Source organism: Bacillus sp. LK2, from assembly GCF_001043575.1.
GTDB lineage: Bacteria > Bacillota > Bacilli > Bacillales > Bacillaceae_G > Bacillus_A > Bacillus_A paramycoides.
Genome location: NZ_LDUK01000015.1, coordinates 247,283 through 263,885, shown reverse-complemented (window position 1 = coordinate 263,885; position 16,603 = coordinate 247,283). Strand labels below are relative to the sequence as shown.

The window sequence follows — 16,603 nt, the reverse complement described above, 5'->3', positions numbered from 1 at the left end:
TATTGATTGATATTTAAATCTTTATACTTGCTTTTTTATCAATTGAGTAGTAAAGTGATAATAAGATTAACGATAGGAAGTGATAAAACATGCGTGAAAATACGATAGGATCGTTAATCTGGTTACGATTAATACGATTTACGAACCAAAGTAATCAGATGTCAAATGAGTTTTTGAAACGTTTTGATTTGACGACAGCTCAATTTGATGTACTTATGCAAATACGAATTTATCAACCGCTTACACAAATGGAGTTAGCGGAGAAGGTTACCGTTACACAAGGTGGTATTTCTCGAATGTTAACACGCCTTGAAAAAGAAGGATATATTGCACGAAAACAAGAATGGAAAACAAAAACGATTAGCCTTACTGATAAGGGTGAAGCGATATTAGAAAGATCATTACCAGAGCAACTTGCATTTCAATCATCATTTTTTGATGATGTATTGAATGAGGAAGAACAGAAAATACTATACGAGTTAATGACAAAAGTTCATAAGCATAGTGAAAAAAAAGAATTACCACACGAGTAATTTTTTTTACACTATCAATTGACTAATCAAGTGATAGTTAGAGGAGGAAATATTATGTACACAATTCCAGGACATCACCACATTTCGATGGTGACAAAAAATGCACAAGTGAATAATGACTTTTATCAAAATGTGTTAGGGCTACGCCGGGTGAAAAAGACAGTCAATCAAGATAATCCATTTATGTATCATTTGTTTTATGGTGATTTAACAGGTAGTGCAGGAACTGAATTATCATTTTTTGAAATGCCGAATGTAGGTAGAACAGTTCGTGGTACAAATGCAATCACACAAATAGGTTTACTCGTACCTTCGTCAGAGAGTCTTACATTTTGGAAGAAACGTTTTGAATCATTGCAAGTGACTCATGGAGAAATTACAACATATGCGGGTCGTGATGCTCTGCACTTTGAAGATCCGGACGGTTTACGGTTAGTGCTACTAAATAATAAAACTGAAGAAGTGCCTGAATATTGGACTGCATGGGATGATTCTTCTGTAGAGAAAAATCATCGTATTTTAGGTATGGGAACAGTTGAAATGACAGTGCGCAGTTTAAATAAATTATCAAAAACACTAACAGATTTGTTTGGTTATAAAGAAGTATCTCGTTCAGACGATGAGGGGATTTATCAATCTATCGCTGGCCAATCTTTTGGAGAAATTTTGGTGAAACAGCAAGAGGGAGAGAGCGAAAGACCTGGCAAAGGAAGTATTCATCATTTAGCTATTCGTGTGAAAAATGATGAAGAACTGAGTTATTGGAATGAAGCAGTGAAAGATAAAGGGTTTCAATCAACAGGGATTATCGATCGTTTTTATTTTAAAAGCTTATATTTCCGTGAATCAAATGGAATTTTATTTGAGATTGCGACGGATGGACCAGGATTTACTGTAGATTCAGCAGTTGAAGAATTAGGAAAAGGGCTTGATTTACCACCATTTTTAGAAGAGAGAAGAAAAGAAATAGAAGAGAAGTTAGCACCACTTAATTAAAAGGGAGAGAGCAACTATGGAAAAATATCGAATTGATACAAGTAAAGGAATTGAATTTGGACTATATTCAATTGGGGATCATATTTTAAATCCGCACAATGGCTCGAAAGTTAGTGCGGAAAAGCGAATCCATGAATTAATTGAAACAAGTAAATTGGCGGATGAAGCAGGACTTGATGTGTTTGCTATCGGTGAAAGTCATCAAGCACATTTTACAACGCAAGCTCATACAGTTATTTTAGGGGCTATTGCACAAGCTACGAAAAACATTAAGATTGCGAGTTCTGCGACAGTATTAAGTACGTCAGATCCGGTGCGTGTATATGAAGACTTTGCCACAATTGATTTAATTTCTAATGGTCGTGCTGAAATCGTTGCTGGTCGTGGATCTCGTATTGGAGGATATAGTTTACTTGGTTACGATGTAAATGATTATGAAGAATTATTTGAAGAGAAGATGGATCTTTTATTAAAAATAAATAAAGAAGAAAGTGTAACATGGAAGGGGCAGTTTAGAACGCCACTGGAGCATGCGGTAATTATACCGAGAGCTAAAAATAATAATATGCCAATTTGGCGTGCTGTTGGGGGACCACCTGCTAGTGCAATTAAGGCAGGACACGCTGGCGTACCAATGATGCTTACGACACTTGGTGGTCCAGCAGTTAATTTTAAAGTTTCAGTTGATGCATATCGTGAAGCTGCTGAACAAAGTGGTTTTGATCCAGCGACATTGCCAATTGCGACTACAAGTTTATTTTATACAGCAGAAAATTCACAAGATGCCCTTAGTGAATATTATCCTCATATTAATGCTGGTATGCTTGCACTACGTGGTGGCGGGTATCCAAAACAACAATTTACAAATGCAGTAGATTACCGTGACGCGTTAATGATAGGTAGCCCGCAACAAATAATTGAAAAAATGCTTTACCAATATGAATTATTTGGACAGCAACGTTTTATGGCACAAATTGATTTTGGCGGTGTACCATTTGATAAGATTGAGAAAAACATTGAATTGATTGCTACTGAAATTATGCCGGCTGTTAGAAAATATACAACGAAATAATGATAAAAGTACCGAGAATATAATCTATTCTCGGTACTTTTTTATATTTATCCCACTATTTAATGGTCACCCGATTGGCGTGAGCTAATATTCGATGCGGGATGGACAAATTCAAACTGAATACAGTTTGAAAAAATGACAAAAAAACGAACTTTTTGTCTAGGGAAAGGGAAGTTTTTTTCTATTTGTGAATAACAATATTATTCGTTTGAATTTTGAAAATGCATTTTTCTCTTGACAAAAATTAAGTGTTTTCTGAGAGTGGTTTCGAGGACATTTTTTTATAAGAAAGTCAAGTGTATGAAGAGAAAAACGTAATTTCTATTGATAAATGAGTTTGTTTTATGTTTGAAAAATACGTTTTTATAATATGAAAAATTTAATTCAAAAAAATTACAAATGACATATTTCAGACAAAATGATGTCAATAATACGTCAAAAATCAGCTGAATTTATTATGTGAGTATATTATACAATTCGATTAACGAATAAAACACTACAGAAATAGTGAAAAGATAAATCGTGTAAAAAAGTTCTTTTGTAATTATCAAAAAAACTGACAATTTATATTTTCAAAAAGTACATAAACGAATTTATCTTTTGTATTTCCAAATGATTGGATTGTTCATTATGAAGTGAATTCATACAATTCAATCGATATTACGATATAAAAATTATGAAGGAAGTGAGTTTAGCATGGATACGCTCGAATTGGCACGAATACAATTTGCATCTACAACGATTTTTCATTACTTTTTCGTTCCGCTATCTATTGGCTTAGCTTTTATCATCGCGTTAATGCAAACGTTGTATGTGGTAAAGGGACAAGAAGTTTATAAGAAGATGACAAAGTTTTGGACACAAATATTCCTTGTTAACTTCGCAGTAGGAGTTGTAACAGGTATTTTACAAGAATTTCAGTTTGGTATGAACTGGTCAACGTATTCACGTTTTGTTGGTGATGTTTTCGGACCATCACTTGCAATTGAAGGTTTATTAGCATTTTTCATTGAGTCTACATTCCTAGGTTTATGGGTATTCGGTGAGGATAAACTTCCTAAGCGAATTCACCTTTTATGTATTTGGCTCCTTTCAATTGGAACAATGTTATCAGCATTTTGGATTTTAACTGCAAATGCATTTATGCAAGCTCCAGTAGGATATGAAATGGCAGCAGATGGACGTGCACAAATGAATGATTTCTTGGCGATTATTCAAAATCCACAATTATGGGTGCAATTCCCACATACAATTACAGCGGCACTTGCAACAGGTGCATTCTTTATTGCTGGTGTCAGTGCATGGAAAATTACAAAACAACAAGAGACTGAGGTGTTTAAGAAGTCTTTCCGAGTTTCTATCGTTGTTGGAACAATTTCAACAGCATTGGTATTATTTTTCGGTCATGCACAAGCGCAAAATTTAATTAAGACACATCCGATGAAAATGGCTGCAGCTGAAGCATTATGGAATACGAGTGAGGACCCAGCACCATTTACAGTATTTGCGAAAATTGATACAGAGAAGAAAGAAAATTCGTTTGAAATTCAAATTCCTTACATGCTAAGTCTATTGTCATACGATAAATTTAGTGGTCAAGTAGAAGGAATGAATCAAATTCAAAAGCAATATGAAGAAAAATATGGACCTGGAGATTATATTCCACCAGTACACACAATGTTTTGGAGTTTTAGAGCGATGGTAATGAGTGGAACGTTCATGTTGCTTCTTGGAGCATACGGATGGTTCTTATCAAGAAAAGATCGCTTAACTGAAAAACCTTGGTATTTAAAAATAATGGTATATGCAATTGCACTACCGTTTATCGGTAATACAGTAGGGTGGATTATGACTGAAATGGGACGTCAACCTTGGGTTGTCTTCGGTGTTATGAAAACAAAAGATGCTGTATCTCCAAACGTTACATTTGGAGAAGTATTATTCTCTCTTATTTCATTCACATCACTATATTTAATTATCGGAGGAATTACTATTTACTTATTCGTTCGTATCATTAAAGGTCATGCGAATAAGAAAGCGAAAAAGGATTATCAAAGCCATGATCCATTTGATAAGGAGGAAGATTATGTTATCTCTTAATGAATTGTGGTTTGTAGTTATCTCAATCTTATTTGTAGGCTTCTTTGTACTTGAAGGTTTCGATTTCGGTGTAGGTATAGTTTCAAGATTTTTAGGAAAGAACGATTTAGAAAAAAGAATTTACTTAAATACAATTGGGCCATTTTGGCACGCGAATGAAGTGTGGCTTGTTTGTGCTGGTGGCGCTATGTTCGCGGCATTCCCGCACTGGTATGCAACTCTATTTAGTGGGTTTTACATTCCTTTTGTATTTATGCTTCTTGCTTTAATTATAAGAGGTGTTTCCTTTAAATTCCGTGCGAAAATAGAGAATCATAAATGGAAAGGTTTTTGGGATTGGGGCATGTTTATTGGAAGTCTGCTACCGCCTATCCTTTGGGGAGTTGCAATTGCAAACTTTATGGTAGGTGTACCAATTGATGAAAGTAAAAATGTTGTAGGTGGATTCATGAAGTTACTTCATCCATTTGCGTTACTTGGAGGAGTAATGTTTCTTCTTCTATGTATTGTTCATGGTTTACAATTTCTTACTATACGTACAACAGGAAAACTGCGAGAACGTGCACGTATTGCCGCAACAAAAATCGCACCTATTACATTAATAATTCTTCTTGTTTTTGCAGGTGTAGGGTTATGGAAAACAGATATTTTCGTTGCACATGGTTCAGAGTGGATAATGGTTCCGATTGGAGCTTTCGTAGCGTTATTTGTATCTACGTTATTAAATAAGAGAAGAAGAGATGGTTGGGCTTTCTTTATGACGAGTTTAACAATCATTTTATTAAGTGCGAGTGTGTTTATCGGCATGTTCCCGCGTGTCATGATTAGTTCATTAGGAGCGGCGAATGATTTGACAATTTATAATGCGGCATCAGGGCCTTATGCATTAAAATTAATGAGTTATTTTGCACTTGCTATTTTACCGTTTGTTATTGGTAGTCAAATATGGAGTTTCTATGTATTTAGACAACCTGTTAAGTCAGAAAAAGATTTGGAGTACTAATGAAAAGAAAAAGAGGACTTCCATCGTATCCTGGTAGCCGAGTTTTATATGTAGCATTAAGTTTTATTAGTGTTTTAGAGGCGTGTAGTATTATTGCACAGACAGTCTTTTTAGCACGAGCGATTACCTTTTTATTTCATGGAGAAACAGTGCAAGCTGTACTAAATGAAATTGTTTATTTTGGAATCACGTTTGCAGCTCGTCAAATATTAGTGCGAACATCACAAATATTGGTTGAGCGTTTCGCTGAAAAAACGGGATTGGCATTACGTAAACAGTTAATAGAAGCATATTTTACATTAGGACCGAGATTTGTCCAAACGAACGGGACTGGTCATCTGGTTACCTTATCGATTGAAGGGATAGAGAAATTCAAAACATATATTGAATTAACGATCCCTCGAATGATTCGAAGTTGTATCGTTCCGGCGCTTGTTGTTTTATATGTTTTTACACTAGATATAGAGTCTGGAATCATTTTAGTTGTAACGATTCCGATCGTTATTATATTTATGATTCTATTAGGATTAGCAGCGCAGAAAATGGCTGATAACCAATATGATACGTATCGTGTTCTTTCAAATCACTTTGTAGATACACTAAAAGGATTAGAAACATTAAAGTATTTAGGGAAAAGTCAGGAGCATGAAGGCAAAATTGAAAAAGTAAGTAAAAGATATAGAAAAGCAACACTTCGCACTTTGCGAGTTGCTTTTCTTTCTTCTTTTGCACTAGATTTCTTTACGAGTTTATCAATTGCCTTTGTAGCAGTAGGTTTAGGTATTCGTTTAATAGACGAATCGATTCTTTTATTGCCGGCTCTTACTATTCTAATTTTAGCTCCCGAATATTTTTTACCAATTAAGCAAGTTGGAGCGAACTATCATGCTACATTAGATGGACAAATTGCAATGGAGCAAATTGAAGAGATCGTAAAACAACAAAAAGCTAGGGGACCGAAAGAATCAAATGTAGATATAGCGTGGAATTCTTTGAGCAGCATGAAATTACAAAATATAAAAGTTAATAATGAAGAATCTGAAAAGGCCATATTAGAAGAGGTTCATTTCAATTGGAAAGGGAACGGTGCGATTGGCATTATTGGCGAAAGTGGAGCAGGGAAATCAACGTTAATAGATGTGTTAGCAGGATTCTTACATCCGTCCGATGGAAATATGATTATAAATGGTGTGGAAATTGATACATCTACTCGTGATAGCTGGCAAAAAAACATTGCTTATATTCCGCAACAACCTTATATTTTCCCACTTTCATTAAAAGATAATATTTGTTTCTATGAAACAAATATTACTGATGAAGAAGTTGAGAGAGTTATAGATGAGGTAGGTCTTCGTTCACTTGTTGCATCGCTTCCGGATGGGATGCACGAAAGAATTGGGGAAGGTGGACGTATGCTAAGTGGCGGACAGGAACAACGTGTTGCGATGGCACGTGCACTTTTGAGCAATAAACCAATCATTTTATTAGATGAGCCTACGGCACATCTTGATATTGAAACTGAATTTGAAATAAAACAAGCGATGTTACGTCTGTTTAAAGGTAAGTTAGTATTTCTTGCAACACATCGTTTGCATTGGATGAAACAGATGGATCATATTGTTATTTTAAATAAAGGCAAGATAATAGAAAGTGGAACATATGAAGAGCTTTTAGATAAAGAGTCATTACATTTTCATGGGAAAGGGAGGAGAGAGAGATGAGTAACTGGATTAGACCTTATATAAAGCAAAATAAAGGTAGGATGACTTTGACTATTTTCCTCGGGCTTCTTGGAGTTAGTTCAGGTGCGATGTTACTTTTCATTTCAGGTTATTTAATTTCTAAATCTGCTCTCAGACCAGAAAATGTAATGGCTGTATATGTTCCAATCGTTGCAACGCGTGCGTTTAGTATAGGGCAAGCTGTCTTTCATTATGTTGAGCGTTTAGTTGGGCATGATGTCGTCCTTCGTGTATTAGAAAAAATGAGGACAAAACTATATAAAATTGTAGAACCGCAGGCGTTATTTTTTCGCTCGCGATTTCAAACTGGTGATGTATTAGGTGTATTGTCTGAGGATATAGAGCATTTACAAAACCTATATTTGCGTACGATATTCCCTAGTATATTAGCACTAGTTGTATATAGCATCTTCGTTCTTGTTATCGGTGCATTTGACGTAGTATTTGCACTTATCGCAGGGTGTATGTTAGCAGTTATCGTTTTTCTTATTCCGTTCGTATCGCTACTCTTGATGAAACGACATCATGTTACTTTGAAACGAGGAAGAAATCGTTTGTATCAGCAACTGACAGATGCTGTATTTGGGTTATCTGATTGGCAGGCAAGTGGTAGAAAAGATGAATTTATTAATGAGTATGTAGCGCAAAATGCTCAGTTGTTAAAGACAGAGAAAAGAGTGAAACGCTGGTACCATATTCGAGACAGTATCATTCATTTAATAGTAGGTATTGTCGTCATTTCAATGATTATGTGGACTGGAAATCAATCTGCAAGTGAACAGATTGCCCCTACAGTTATCGCAGCCTTCGTATTAATGACATTATCTGTGACAAATGTGCTTATTCCTGTATCGGATGCTATCGATCGAATTCCATCATATGTAGAATCTGCTCATAGGCTTAATAGCGTAGAAAGTGATAGCGTTCTGCAAGATGGAAATGAGTTACCTGGAGATAAAGATTACGTTGCACAAAAACATATAGATATTGAACTGAATAATATATCGTATAATTATCCGAATAGTAATGAACCTGTATTAAAAGATGTATCATTACACATAAAGGCAGGAAAGAAAATTGCTATTTTAGGTAGAAGTGGAACAGGGAAATCTACTTTATTAAAATTGTTAACTGGTGCGCTACGCCCGGTGAATGGCCAAGTTCTATTGAATGGTGAACAAGCTCATACGAACCTTTTGTCAAAATATATTTCTGTATTAAACCAAAAACCACATTTATTCGATACGACAATTGGAAATAATGTGCGAATTGGTAAACCAGATGCTACTGATGAAGAGATATGGAAGGCTCTAGAGAAAGCACAACTAGCTTCACATATTGCTTCTCTTCCTGATGGATTACAAACAAAAATGCATGAAATGGGTATGAGATTTTCTGGCGGGGAGAGGCAAAGGGTAGCTTTTGCAAGAACTCTTATGCAAGAAGCACCAATCATTGTACTTGATGAGCCGACTATCGGTTTAGATCCTAAAACGGAATTGTCTTTAATAGAAACGATGTTTTCTGCAACTGAAGAAAAGACTGTTCTATGGATCGCTCATCATTTAGTAGGGATTGAACATGTTGATGAAGTCATTTTCCTTGATGGTGGTCAAATCGCTATGCAAGGTAGTCATGAACAGCTACTGAAAGAAAATGAGAAATATCGTAGGTTATACGAGCTTGATAAAGGTATATAAAAATGGAATGAAGAAAAACACAAATTCTTGATAATTCAAGGTTTGTGTTTTTTTACGCGTATTCGTGGCATCGTTGTATATGATGTAGTAGCGAGATGAGTATGTAATGATTAAAGTTTAGCTTTATATTGTGAGAAGGGGTGTTTAAAACCTAGCCTTTCAAGGCAATACTGAGCCATAGTGAATGGATTGTTGGAAGGCGTGATTATATGTTTGAAGAAGATGGTATCATTTTAATTATGGAACCTGCTGATGAACGGAATTTGAGGAGATTTATTTTTACAATACCGAAGTCAGTGTATGAAAAAAAGGAGATTTTATTACATTACGGAACACCTTTAGGACAAGGATATACCGACATTATAGAAGATATTATTAGTGTACATATAGAAATAGATATTGTAACGGTAATAGGGTATGTAAGAGGATAAAGTGGTGGGGGGTGTTTCCTGCACCAATCGGGATTTTACACGCAGTTGATGCAGGATAGATGAGTGATGAGCCCCCGAAAACAGATATACTTAAAATAAGTATGTCTGTTTTTATATTTAAATGAAGGTAGTCACGAGGTAGAAATGTAAAAAATTATATATCGTACGAAATACACGCTGAAAAGGAGAAAAATACAGTTATATAAAAAATACACAAATGTAAATGGATGCGTTACAATCTACCTATGAAACAATATAAACCAAAAGAATTTGCTGAAATAATTAATGTATCTGTAAGAACTTTGCAGAGATGGGGTAACGAGGGTGTATTGACTGCTTATCGAAACCCTTAAGGAAGAAGATATTATACAGATAAACAGTATAAAGACTATATGGGATTCAGGAAGAAAATAAAGTAGGTAAAACGGTTATTTACACACGAGTGTCTAATCGGGGGCAGAAAGATGATTTAGAGAATCAGATTGAGTTTTTAAAAACATTTGCTAATGCACGAGGGGTTATTGTAGATGAAGTTATCGAGGATATTGGCAGTGGTTTGAATTATAACAGGAAACAGTGGAATAAACTGATTGAAGATTGTACGGATGGTAATGTCTCAACTATCATTATTGCACACAGAGATAGGTTTATACGTTTTGGTTATGAATGGTTTGAAAAATTCCTTAGGAAGTTTGGGGTAGAGATTATTGTTGTAACTAATGAAAAATTATCTCCACAGGAAGAGCTTATTCAAGACTTAATATCTATCGTTCATGTATTCAGTTGTAGAATTTACCGGTTAAGGAAATACAAAAAGAAAATATCGGAGGATAAAGATTTATGAAAAGAGCATATCTAATAGAAATCCATCCGACAAAAGAACAAATAACCCAAATAAATCAGACTATTGGTGTGTGTAGGTATGTTTACAACCTGTATATCTCTAAAAACAAAGAGCTGTATGAAGCCGAAGGAAAGTTTCTAGGTGGGTATGACTTTTCTAAATGGTTGAACAATGTCTATACAAAAGAATGTGACCAGTGGATAAAAGAAGTATCAAGTAAAGCTGTAAAACAAGCGATTATGAACGGGGATAAAGCTTTTAAGCGATTTTTTAAGGGTTTATCTAAATTTCCACGATATAAGAAAAAGAAGAAGCAAGATGTGAAGTGCTATTTTCCTAAAAACAACAAAACAGATTGGACAGTAGAAAGGCATAGAGTAAAAATCCCCACAATTGGTTGGGTAAGGTTAAAAGAATATGGATATATCCCTAAAAATGCAACTGTAAAAAGTGGCACAGTATATCAAAGAGCAGGGAGCTATTTTGTATCTGTACTTTGTGAAATAGAAGAAGTAAGGGTAAAAACAATACCTAATAAAATAGGTCTAGGGATTGATTTAGGGGTGAAGGATTTCGCTGTACGTAGCGATGGGAAAACTCACAAAAATATCAATAAAACAGTAAAAGTAAAAAAGATAGAAAAACGGTTAAAACGTGAACAACGCTCTTTATCGCGAAAATATGAAAATATAAAAAAGAGAGGTGGAAAATCTGCTACCAATAAAAGAGCGAATATAAACAAAAATATTCTTAAAGTGCAAAAACTACACGCTCGACTAGCGAATATTCGGTTAGCGTATGTAAAGTCTGTTGTAAATGCTGTGGTGAAAACCAAGCCAACGTTTATTACAGTAGAAGACTTAAATGTAAAAGGTATGATGAAGAACAAACATCTATCAAAAGCAGTTGCACAACAATGTTTCTATACATTTAAAATATGGTTAGAGGCTAAATGTAAGGAATACGGAATCGAACTACGTCAAGTAGATAAATTCTATCCGTCGTCAAAGTTATGCTCATGTTGTAGCCAAAAGAAAGCAGATTTAAAACTATCTGACCGAGTATATGAATGTGAATGTGGAAATGTAATAGATAGAGATTTAAATGCGTCTATCAATCTTTTACAAGCAAAAGAATATACAATACTAACGTAAATAGATTGTATATATGTACGGTGGGCTACATCGGAATTTATGCCTGTGGAGTGTTACAGCAAACTGTAGTAGCGAGTGATTGGCGAGACAGGACACGTAGAAGCAGGAATACTCTAAGAATATACATTTGTCTATATTTTTAGTAGCAGAAAAATGATTTCTCTAGAATGTATAAGAAGAAAAATAAATGTTTATAAATGTATAAAAGAATGAAAATTATTTAGGAGGTAAAAATGAAGTTTACAAAAGCAATCTTACTTTCAATTGTAGTTTCAATTGGTTTAATGGGATGCTCGCTAGTAGAGGAAGGGAAGAACTCCATAGATTATGCTCAAAAGGCGACAGACTATGTGAATAAAATAAGTGCATTTGCAAATGAAGCACCAGCATTAGCTGAAAAAGCTATTAATGATGGGGAAGCTCGAAAAGAATTGGAAACGAAACTTAGTGAAATTAAACAAGATATACCAGCTTTTAATGAATTAACACCACCAGATGTAGCGAAGGATCTTCACCAGCAAATTGTCGGATATAATGAAAAGTTAAATACATTAATTGATGCCTCTATGAAAAAGGTAGAGGAAGGGAAAATAGATGTAGAGCAATTTAAAAACTCTGAGCTCATGCAGACGATAGAACAAGTTCGTGATTTGAAAGATAAAATTCAAAACTTAGGGCAATAATAAAAAGATCCGTTTATTACAAACGGATCTTTTTATTATTGTATACAATAAACGATTACACCAACGACGATAATAATGTTGCCGATGATTTTTCGTTTTGTTATTTTCTCCCCTAGGAAATACCAACTGAAAATTAATATGATGATATAACTTAATGATTCTAATGCCGATGCTTGTTTTAATGGCATGCCCTTTAAGGCGATTACATTTAATCCGGCATTAATTACAAATAAAGAGTAGCCAATGATAACATAAGGATTCACATATTCTTTTATTCTAGAATCATATTGTTGTAAAGTAGCCTTTTTTAATAATATTTGTGAGTAATTAGCTAAAATTATCCCGAAAATATATAATAACATATAACTATTCATCTTTTGTCACCACCACAATTCCGACGATAATAATAGCTGCACCAAGTAAATGATTCCACTGTATCGTATCTCCGAATAGGAATACTGACCAAAGCATTGACCATAATATAATAATCCCGCGGTGTGAATATGCTTTTGATATTTCAAAATGCTTAATTACTTGTTGCCAAAGGATTGCATATCCGAATAAAAGTACAACGAGTCCGAAATAAGCAATGAAAAATGAGATTGAAGCAAGGGGGAACTTAGCTGCCCATTTCATGTAAACCATAATGATAGAATATATCAAGAAGGCCACATGTAAAAATACATAGTTTTTAATAGTTGGTTTCATATATTCACTCTCTTTTACGTATAAGTACATTATATAATCAATAGCTTCTTATTATATAGAATGCATATTAAAATAGTTTTTGTTTATTCTTTCACATTCCAAAATATATAGTATCATGTCTTCTAATGTAAAACAATAGAAGGGAATACGTAGCTTTTGTTTTGAATAAAGTAGAGTTATACTTTCCATTGTTCTAAAATTTGTATCGTTTTATTTGTTGCATCCATCTCTACTTGAATACCTATTGGCATAGTAATCATTGGATGAGTATGACAACAATCGAAATCGGCTAGAATAGGAATCTTTTGATTTTGTAGTACTTCTAGTAGTATTTCGTAAGGTTTTCGATTTGTACCACAATCATCGAATTGTTCATGTTTTCCAAGAATGATACCAGAAACTTTATTAAATACGCCGTTAATCTTCAGTAATGAAAAACTTCTTTCAATTGTAGCTGCATCTTTTGAGCTATCTTCAATAAATAGAATGTCACCTTCTTGAATATGTGGCATATAGGGGCTGCCCAAAATACCTTGTATAGTGTTTAAATTCCCACCAATAATCCGTCCAGTAGCTTTTCCACCAATTACTGAAATCCAATTGTTTGGTCGAAGTTCTTTTTCCTTCGTTTTTTCTTCCCAATTAATAAATTCATCTGACCAAAATAACGGCTGGTTTATGTTGTAAGGAAGAGGTTGATCAGTTATTAAAGTTTCCGCGAAATATTTGTACGTGTAATCTACGAAAGGCTCAAATTCACCAAAAGAAGGAACAAGTGCTGGACCATAAAATGTAGGAATTCCTGTTTTTGCATAAATTCCTAGTAATAACGCTGTTGCGTCTGAATAGCCAATCATTATTTTAGGATTCTTTTGAAAAGCGGCATAATCAATATAAGGTAATAATGAATTGGAATTCATTCCTCCAATTGTCGACATGATACAAGAAACGTTAGGATTTCTAATCAATTCATTTAGTTCTTCAGAACGTTCTTGAATGCTCCCTGAACGATAAAAATCATATTGACCTGTTAGTGAGCCTTCTAGTATGCGAAATCCTTTCTGTTGTAAGTATAATTTCGCTCGCTCAAACCTTTTTGGAGAAGTATATGTTATTGGTGAAGAGGGGGAGTAGATCCCAATTGTATCACCGTATTTTAATGTTTTTGGAAGTATCATTTGTAGCAATCCTTTCTATTTTATAGTGTTTTTGTCTTGTGTTATTATTGAATATTCTTAAATTTGATTATTTTTAGTATAACATATGCAAAAGGCATTCAAATAATAATTGCTATAGATGTATAATTATGCTATTTAATCTTGACGATATAAAGTGATTGTTGTTATGGTTAAATGTGAGTGTATAAAAGGTTTACTAAAGGAGTTTTGAAATGAAGCGGTTAAAATGGGGAAAGGTAACAATCCTACTAGTAATTACTTTGGGTATATGTTGGTTCTTTTTCCAAGGAGCTCAAAAGAGTGGGACCAATATAGAGGGTCAGCCTTTACAAGTGGCAGAGCTACCCAAAACAGGACTATCTGAAAAAGTAGTTCCACAAAAGTACATACCACCGGAAATTGATGCAAAAGCAGCTATGATTATCGATGCGAGTGATGGAGATATTATTTATCAATATAATGAAAATGAAGCTTTTGCGCCAGCTAGTATGTCTAAGATGATGACGGCGTATCTTCTTTTAGAGAGTATACATAATGGTAAAGTTCGCTGGGAAGATCCAGTGAAAATAAGTGCGAAAGCGGCACAAACAGAGGGTGCGAAAATTCCAGTGCAAGTTAATGACACATTAACTGTTAATGATTTATACCATGCGTTAATGATTGAGTCGGCTAATAATTCGGCTGTCGCTTTAGCAGAACATATAGCTAAGACAGAAAAAAACTTCGTCCAATTAATGAATGAAAAAGCGAAGCAGTTAGAAATGTCAGATACAGCAAAATTCGCGAATGCTTCCGGATTGCAGGAGCCTGATGGAAGTGAAACAAAAATGACAGCAGCTGACGTAGCTAAATTAGCGTATCATCTTATAAAAGATTATCCAGAGATATTAGAAGTGACGCACTTAAGTCAAAGTCAGTTAGCATTTAATAATATTAATGTTAAAACTACAAATGAAATGTTAAACAAGAATAATAAAGGTTTATATATAGAAGGAATGGATGGACTGAAAACAGGATTTACAGATAGCGCAGGGTATTGTTTTACAGGTACTGCAAAACAAGGTGATAGTCGTATTATTACAGTTGTGATGGGCACAAAAGGTAAAACAAAACGTTTTACAGAAACACAAAAGCTAATGTCCTATGCGTTTCAATTGGTTAATTAAGTGAAGGAATAATGTAGGTCGCTATATAAAAAATACAGACAGCTTATTTGAATCCTGATTTGGATGACGATAAGCTGTTTTTTGTTTTTTGGAGTATAAGAAGTGGAAAATTAAGGGGTATCATTTGAGTTTGTTTTTGTTTGTTGATAATATTAAGTTAAGAACTTATTATTGATAAGTTTAAGGGGCATTATATGCTTCGTACATATGATACTGCCTCAAATAAAATTTGGAGGGAATTGTGATGGCAAAAGATTTTTACTCAGCAATTGAAGACAGAAGATCTATTTATGCGATAAGTAAAGAGCAAGTAGTTTCTGATGAAAGAATTCAAGAAGTGATTTATCATGCTGTGAAACATACACCTTCGGCTTTTAATTCTCAAAGTGCAAGAGTTGTTGTATTACTAGGTGAACAACACGACAAATTATGGGATGTTACGAAAGAAACGTTACGAAAAATTGTACCTGAAAATAATTTCGCCCCTACTGAAGAGAAAATGAATGCATTTAAAAGTGGCTATGGAACAGTTTTATATTTCGAAGATAGTAAAGTAGTAGAAAGTTTGCAAGAGAACTTTGCGTTATACAAAGACAATTTCCCTACATGGTCTCAACAATCTTCAGGAATGTTGCAATTTGCGATTTGGACAGCATTAGAAATTGAAGGTTTTGGTGCTACATTACAACATTACAATCCGTTAGTTGATGATGAAGTAAGAAAAGAATGGGATGTACCAGAAAGCTGGAAGTTAATTGCGCAAATGCCATTTGGTAAACCAGTGGTCTCTGCAGGGGATAAGGAATCACAGCCATTAGAAACTCGAGTGAAAGTTTACAAATAAAATAAAATGAAAAATAGAAGGTGAACAGAGATATAATCTGTTCACCTTCTTATACATGGTATGAACTTGTATGCTGAATTGTTTTCATCTGCTCTTTTAATTCGTATTTCTTTGTTTCAATAGTTGTTACCTTTTTAAATGTTGTAAATGATAATAATCGCGTAAGAGCATAGTATAGTTCGATATTATTATTTATGTGATCGTCTATAATTTTTTCCACGAATGTAACTCCTCTTTTTATGTGACTATACATATTTTATCAATTAATCCCTAATGATTCCATAGTTAGTAAAAAAACAAATCGTCAATTGTGTTTTTGGAATTGGAATGCTCACGAGTGGGACGGGATTTTTGTGTGTGAAATCTTACAAATTATCACTTTGTTTAAAATCATAGATAATATAGAAAATTAATTTTCTTAAAATATTATACGTTTTGATAAACGAAGT

General features: G+C 34.2%; 16 protein-coding genes and 1 pseudogene. 13 read left to right on the top strand and 4 right to left on the bottom strand.

Annotated features, from left to right (window positions below; translation table 11 throughout):
- Positions 1-89 precede the first annotated feature (89 nt).
- The 11 genes and pseudogenes from VK90_RS11180 to VK90_RS11130 all read left to right on the top strand — a co-directional run bounded on the left by VK90_RS11180 (position 90) and on the right by VK90_RS11130 (position 12,258).
- Positions 90-533: a MarR family winged helix-turn-helix transcriptional regulator gene (locus VK90_RS11180; protein ID WP_048372779.1), complete on the top strand. Its 444-nt coding sequence runs from the start codon at positions 90-92 to the stop codon at positions 531-533.
- A gap of 54 nt (positions 534-587) precedes the next feature.
- Positions 588-1,529, top strand: coding sequence for a ring-cleaving dioxygenase (locus tag VK90_RS11175; protein WP_048372778.1), 942 nt, complete (start codon positions 588-590; stop codon positions 1,527-1,529).
- Between the two features lie 16 nt (positions 1,530-1,545).
- Positions 1,546-2,601 carry an LLM class flavin-dependent oxidoreductase gene (locus tag VK90_RS11170; RefSeq protein ID WP_048372773.1) on the top strand — a complete coding sequence of 352 codons (1,056 nt, stop codon included), beginning with the start codon at positions 1,546-1,548 and terminating at the stop codon, positions 2,599-2,601.
- A 696-nt stretch (positions 2,602-3,297) separates the two neighbouring features.
- On the top strand, positions 3,298-4,701 hold the full coding sequence (gene cydA, locus VK90_RS11165) for a cytochrome ubiquinol oxidase subunit I (protein ID WP_002171439.1): 1,404 nt from the start codon (positions 3,298-3,300) through the stop codon (positions 4,699-4,701).
- Positions 4,688-5,704, top strand: a complete 1,017-nt coding sequence (gene cydB / locus VK90_RS11160; protein ID WP_025150009.1) for a cytochrome d ubiquinol oxidase subunit II — start codon at positions 4,688-4,690, stop codon at positions 5,702-5,704. Before cydA ends, cydB begins: the two co-directional genes overlap by 14 nt.
- On the top strand, positions 5,704-7,425 hold the full coding sequence (cydD, locus tag VK90_RS11155) for a thiol reductant ABC exporter subunit CydD (RefSeq protein ID WP_048372772.1): 1,722 nt from the start codon (positions 5,704-5,706) through the stop codon (positions 7,423-7,425). The genes cydB and cydD overlap by 1 nt, the downstream gene beginning before the upstream one ends.
- Positions 7,422-9,146, top strand: a complete 1,725-nt coding sequence (gene cydC / locus VK90_RS11150; protein WP_048372771.1) for a thiol reductant ABC exporter subunit CydC — start codon at positions 7,422-7,424, stop codon at positions 9,144-9,146. The genes cydD and cydC overlap by 4 nt, the downstream gene beginning before the upstream one ends.
- Before the next feature lie 209 nt (positions 9,147-9,355).
- Positions 9,356-9,577, top strand: coding sequence for a hypothetical protein (locus VK90_RS11145; protein ID WP_048372770.1), 222 nt, complete (start codon positions 9,356-9,358; stop codon positions 9,575-9,577).
- A gap of 245 nt (positions 9,578-9,822) precedes the next feature.
- Positions 9,823-10,421: pseudogene (locus tag VK90_RS11140) on the top strand (IS607 family transposase).
- Positions 10,418-11,575 carry an RNA-guided endonuclease InsQ/TnpB family protein gene (locus tag VK90_RS11135; RefSeq protein WP_048372764.1) on the top strand — a complete coding sequence of 386 codons (1,158 nt, stop codon included), beginning with the start codon at positions 10,418-10,420 and terminating at the stop codon, positions 11,573-11,575. Before VK90_RS11140 ends, VK90_RS11135 begins: the two are co-directional and overlap by 4 nt.
- A 233-nt stretch (positions 11,576-11,808) precedes the next feature.
- On the top strand, positions 11,809-12,258 hold the full coding sequence (locus VK90_RS11130; RefSeq protein ID WP_048372763.1) for a DUF6376 family protein: 450 nt from the start codon (positions 11,809-11,811) through the stop codon (positions 12,256-12,258).
- A gap of 35 nt (positions 12,259-12,293) precedes the next feature.
- Here the strand turns inward: VK90_RS11130 and VK90_RS11125 are convergent, their stop codons facing one another.
- The 3 genes from VK90_RS11125 to VK90_RS11115 all read right to left on the bottom strand — a co-directional run bounded on the left by VK90_RS11125 (position 12,294) and on the right by VK90_RS11115 (position 14,144).
- Positions 12,294-12,632, bottom strand: coding sequence for an EamA family transporter (locus VK90_RS11125; RefSeq protein ID WP_002171447.1), 339 nt, complete (start codon positions 12,630-12,632; stop codon positions 12,294-12,296).
- On the bottom strand, positions 12,625-12,966 hold the full coding sequence (locus tag VK90_RS11120) for an EamA family transporter (protein WP_033718893.1): 342 nt from the start codon (positions 12,964-12,966) through the stop codon (positions 12,625-12,627). The genes VK90_RS11125 and VK90_RS11120 overlap by 8 nt, the downstream gene beginning before the upstream one ends.
- Before the next feature lie 176 nt (positions 12,967-13,142).
- Complete coding sequence (locus tag VK90_RS11115) at positions 13,143-14,144, bottom strand: S66 family peptidase (protein WP_048372761.1); 1,002 nt, start codon at positions 14,142-14,144, stop codon at positions 13,143-13,145.
- 212 nt (positions 14,145-14,356) lie between these two features.
- Here VK90_RS11115 and VK90_RS11110 point away from each other — a divergent pair, with 212 nt between their 5' ends.
- Positions 14,357-15,310: a D-alanyl-D-alanine carboxypeptidase family protein gene (locus tag VK90_RS11110; protein ID WP_048372759.1), complete on the top strand. Its 954-nt coding sequence runs from the start codon at positions 14,357-14,359 to the stop codon at positions 15,308-15,310.
- Positions 15,311-15,554: 244 nt separating this feature from the next.
- Complete coding sequence (locus tag VK90_RS11105) at positions 15,555-16,154, top strand: nitroreductase family protein (protein ID WP_002171451.1); 600 nt, start codon at positions 15,555-15,557, stop codon at positions 16,152-16,154.
- A gap of 49 nt (positions 16,155-16,203) precedes the next feature.
- Here the strand turns inward: VK90_RS11105 and VK90_RS30235 are convergent, their stop codons facing one another.
- Positions 16,204-16,374 (bottom strand): hypothetical protein, encoded by a 171-nt coding sequence (locus VK90_RS30235; RefSeq protein ID WP_002171452.1) that lies wholly within the window; start codon positions 16,372-16,374, stop codon positions 16,204-16,206.
- Positions 16,375-16,603 lie beyond the last annotated feature (229 nt).

What these genes read in the sequence shown, in the direction of transcription:
- cydB (WP_025150009.1), top strand. Translation starts at nt 4,688, where the DNA reads ATGTTATCTCTTAATGAATTGTGGTTTGTAGTTATCTCAATCTTATTT.
- VK90_RS11145 (WP_048372770.1), top strand. Translation starts at nt 9,356, where the DNA reads ATGTTTGAAGAAGATGGTATCATTTTAATTATGGAACCTGCTGATGAA.
- VK90_RS11105 (WP_002171451.1), top strand. Translation starts at nt 15,555, where the DNA reads ATGGCAAAAGATTTTTACTCAGCAATTGAAGACAGAAGATCTATTTAT.
- VK90_RS11170 (WP_048372773.1), top strand. Translation starts at nt 1,546, where the DNA reads ATGGAAAAATATCGAATTGATACAAGTAAAGGAATTGAATTTGGACTA.
- VK90_RS11130 (WP_048372763.1), top strand. Translation starts at nt 11,809, where the DNA reads ATGAAGTTTACAAAAGCAATCTTACTTTCAATTGTAGTTTCAATTGGT.
- cydC (WP_048372771.1), top strand. Translation starts at nt 7,422, where the DNA reads ATGAGTAACTGGATTAGACCTTATATAAAGCAAAATAAAGGTAGGATG.
- cydA (WP_002171439.1), top strand. Translation starts at nt 3,298, where the DNA reads ATGGATACGCTCGAATTGGCACGAATACAATTTGCATCTACAACGATT.
- VK90_RS11110 (WP_048372759.1), top strand. Translation starts at nt 14,357, where the DNA reads ATGAAGCGGTTAAAATGGGGAAAGGTAACAATCCTACTAGTAATTACT.
- VK90_RS11125 (WP_002171447.1), bottom strand. Translation starts at nt 12,632, where the DNA reads ATGAATAGTTATATGTTATTATATATTTTCGGGATAATTTTAGCTAAT.
- cydD (WP_048372772.1), top strand. Translation starts at nt 5,704, where the DNA reads ATGAAAAGAAAAAGAGGACTTCCATCGTATCCTGGTAGCCGAGTTTTA.
- VK90_RS11180 (WP_048372779.1), top strand. Translation starts at nt 90, where the DNA reads ATGCGTGAAAATACGATAGGATCGTTAATCTGGTTACGATTAATACGA.
- VK90_RS11175 (WP_048372778.1), top strand. Translation starts at nt 588, where the DNA reads ATGTACACAATTCCAGGACATCACCACATTTCGATGGTGACAAAAAAT.
- VK90_RS11135 (WP_048372764.1), top strand. Translation starts at nt 10,418, where the DNA reads ATGAAAAGAGCATATCTAATAGAAATCCATCCGACAAAAGAACAAATA.
- VK90_RS11120 (WP_033718893.1), bottom strand. Translation starts at nt 12,966, where the DNA reads ATGAAACCAACTATTAAAAACTATGTATTTTTACATGTGGCCTTCTTG.
- VK90_RS11115 (WP_048372761.1), bottom strand. Translation starts at nt 14,144, where the DNA reads ATGATACTTCCAAAAACATTAAAATACGGTGATACAATTGGGATCTAC.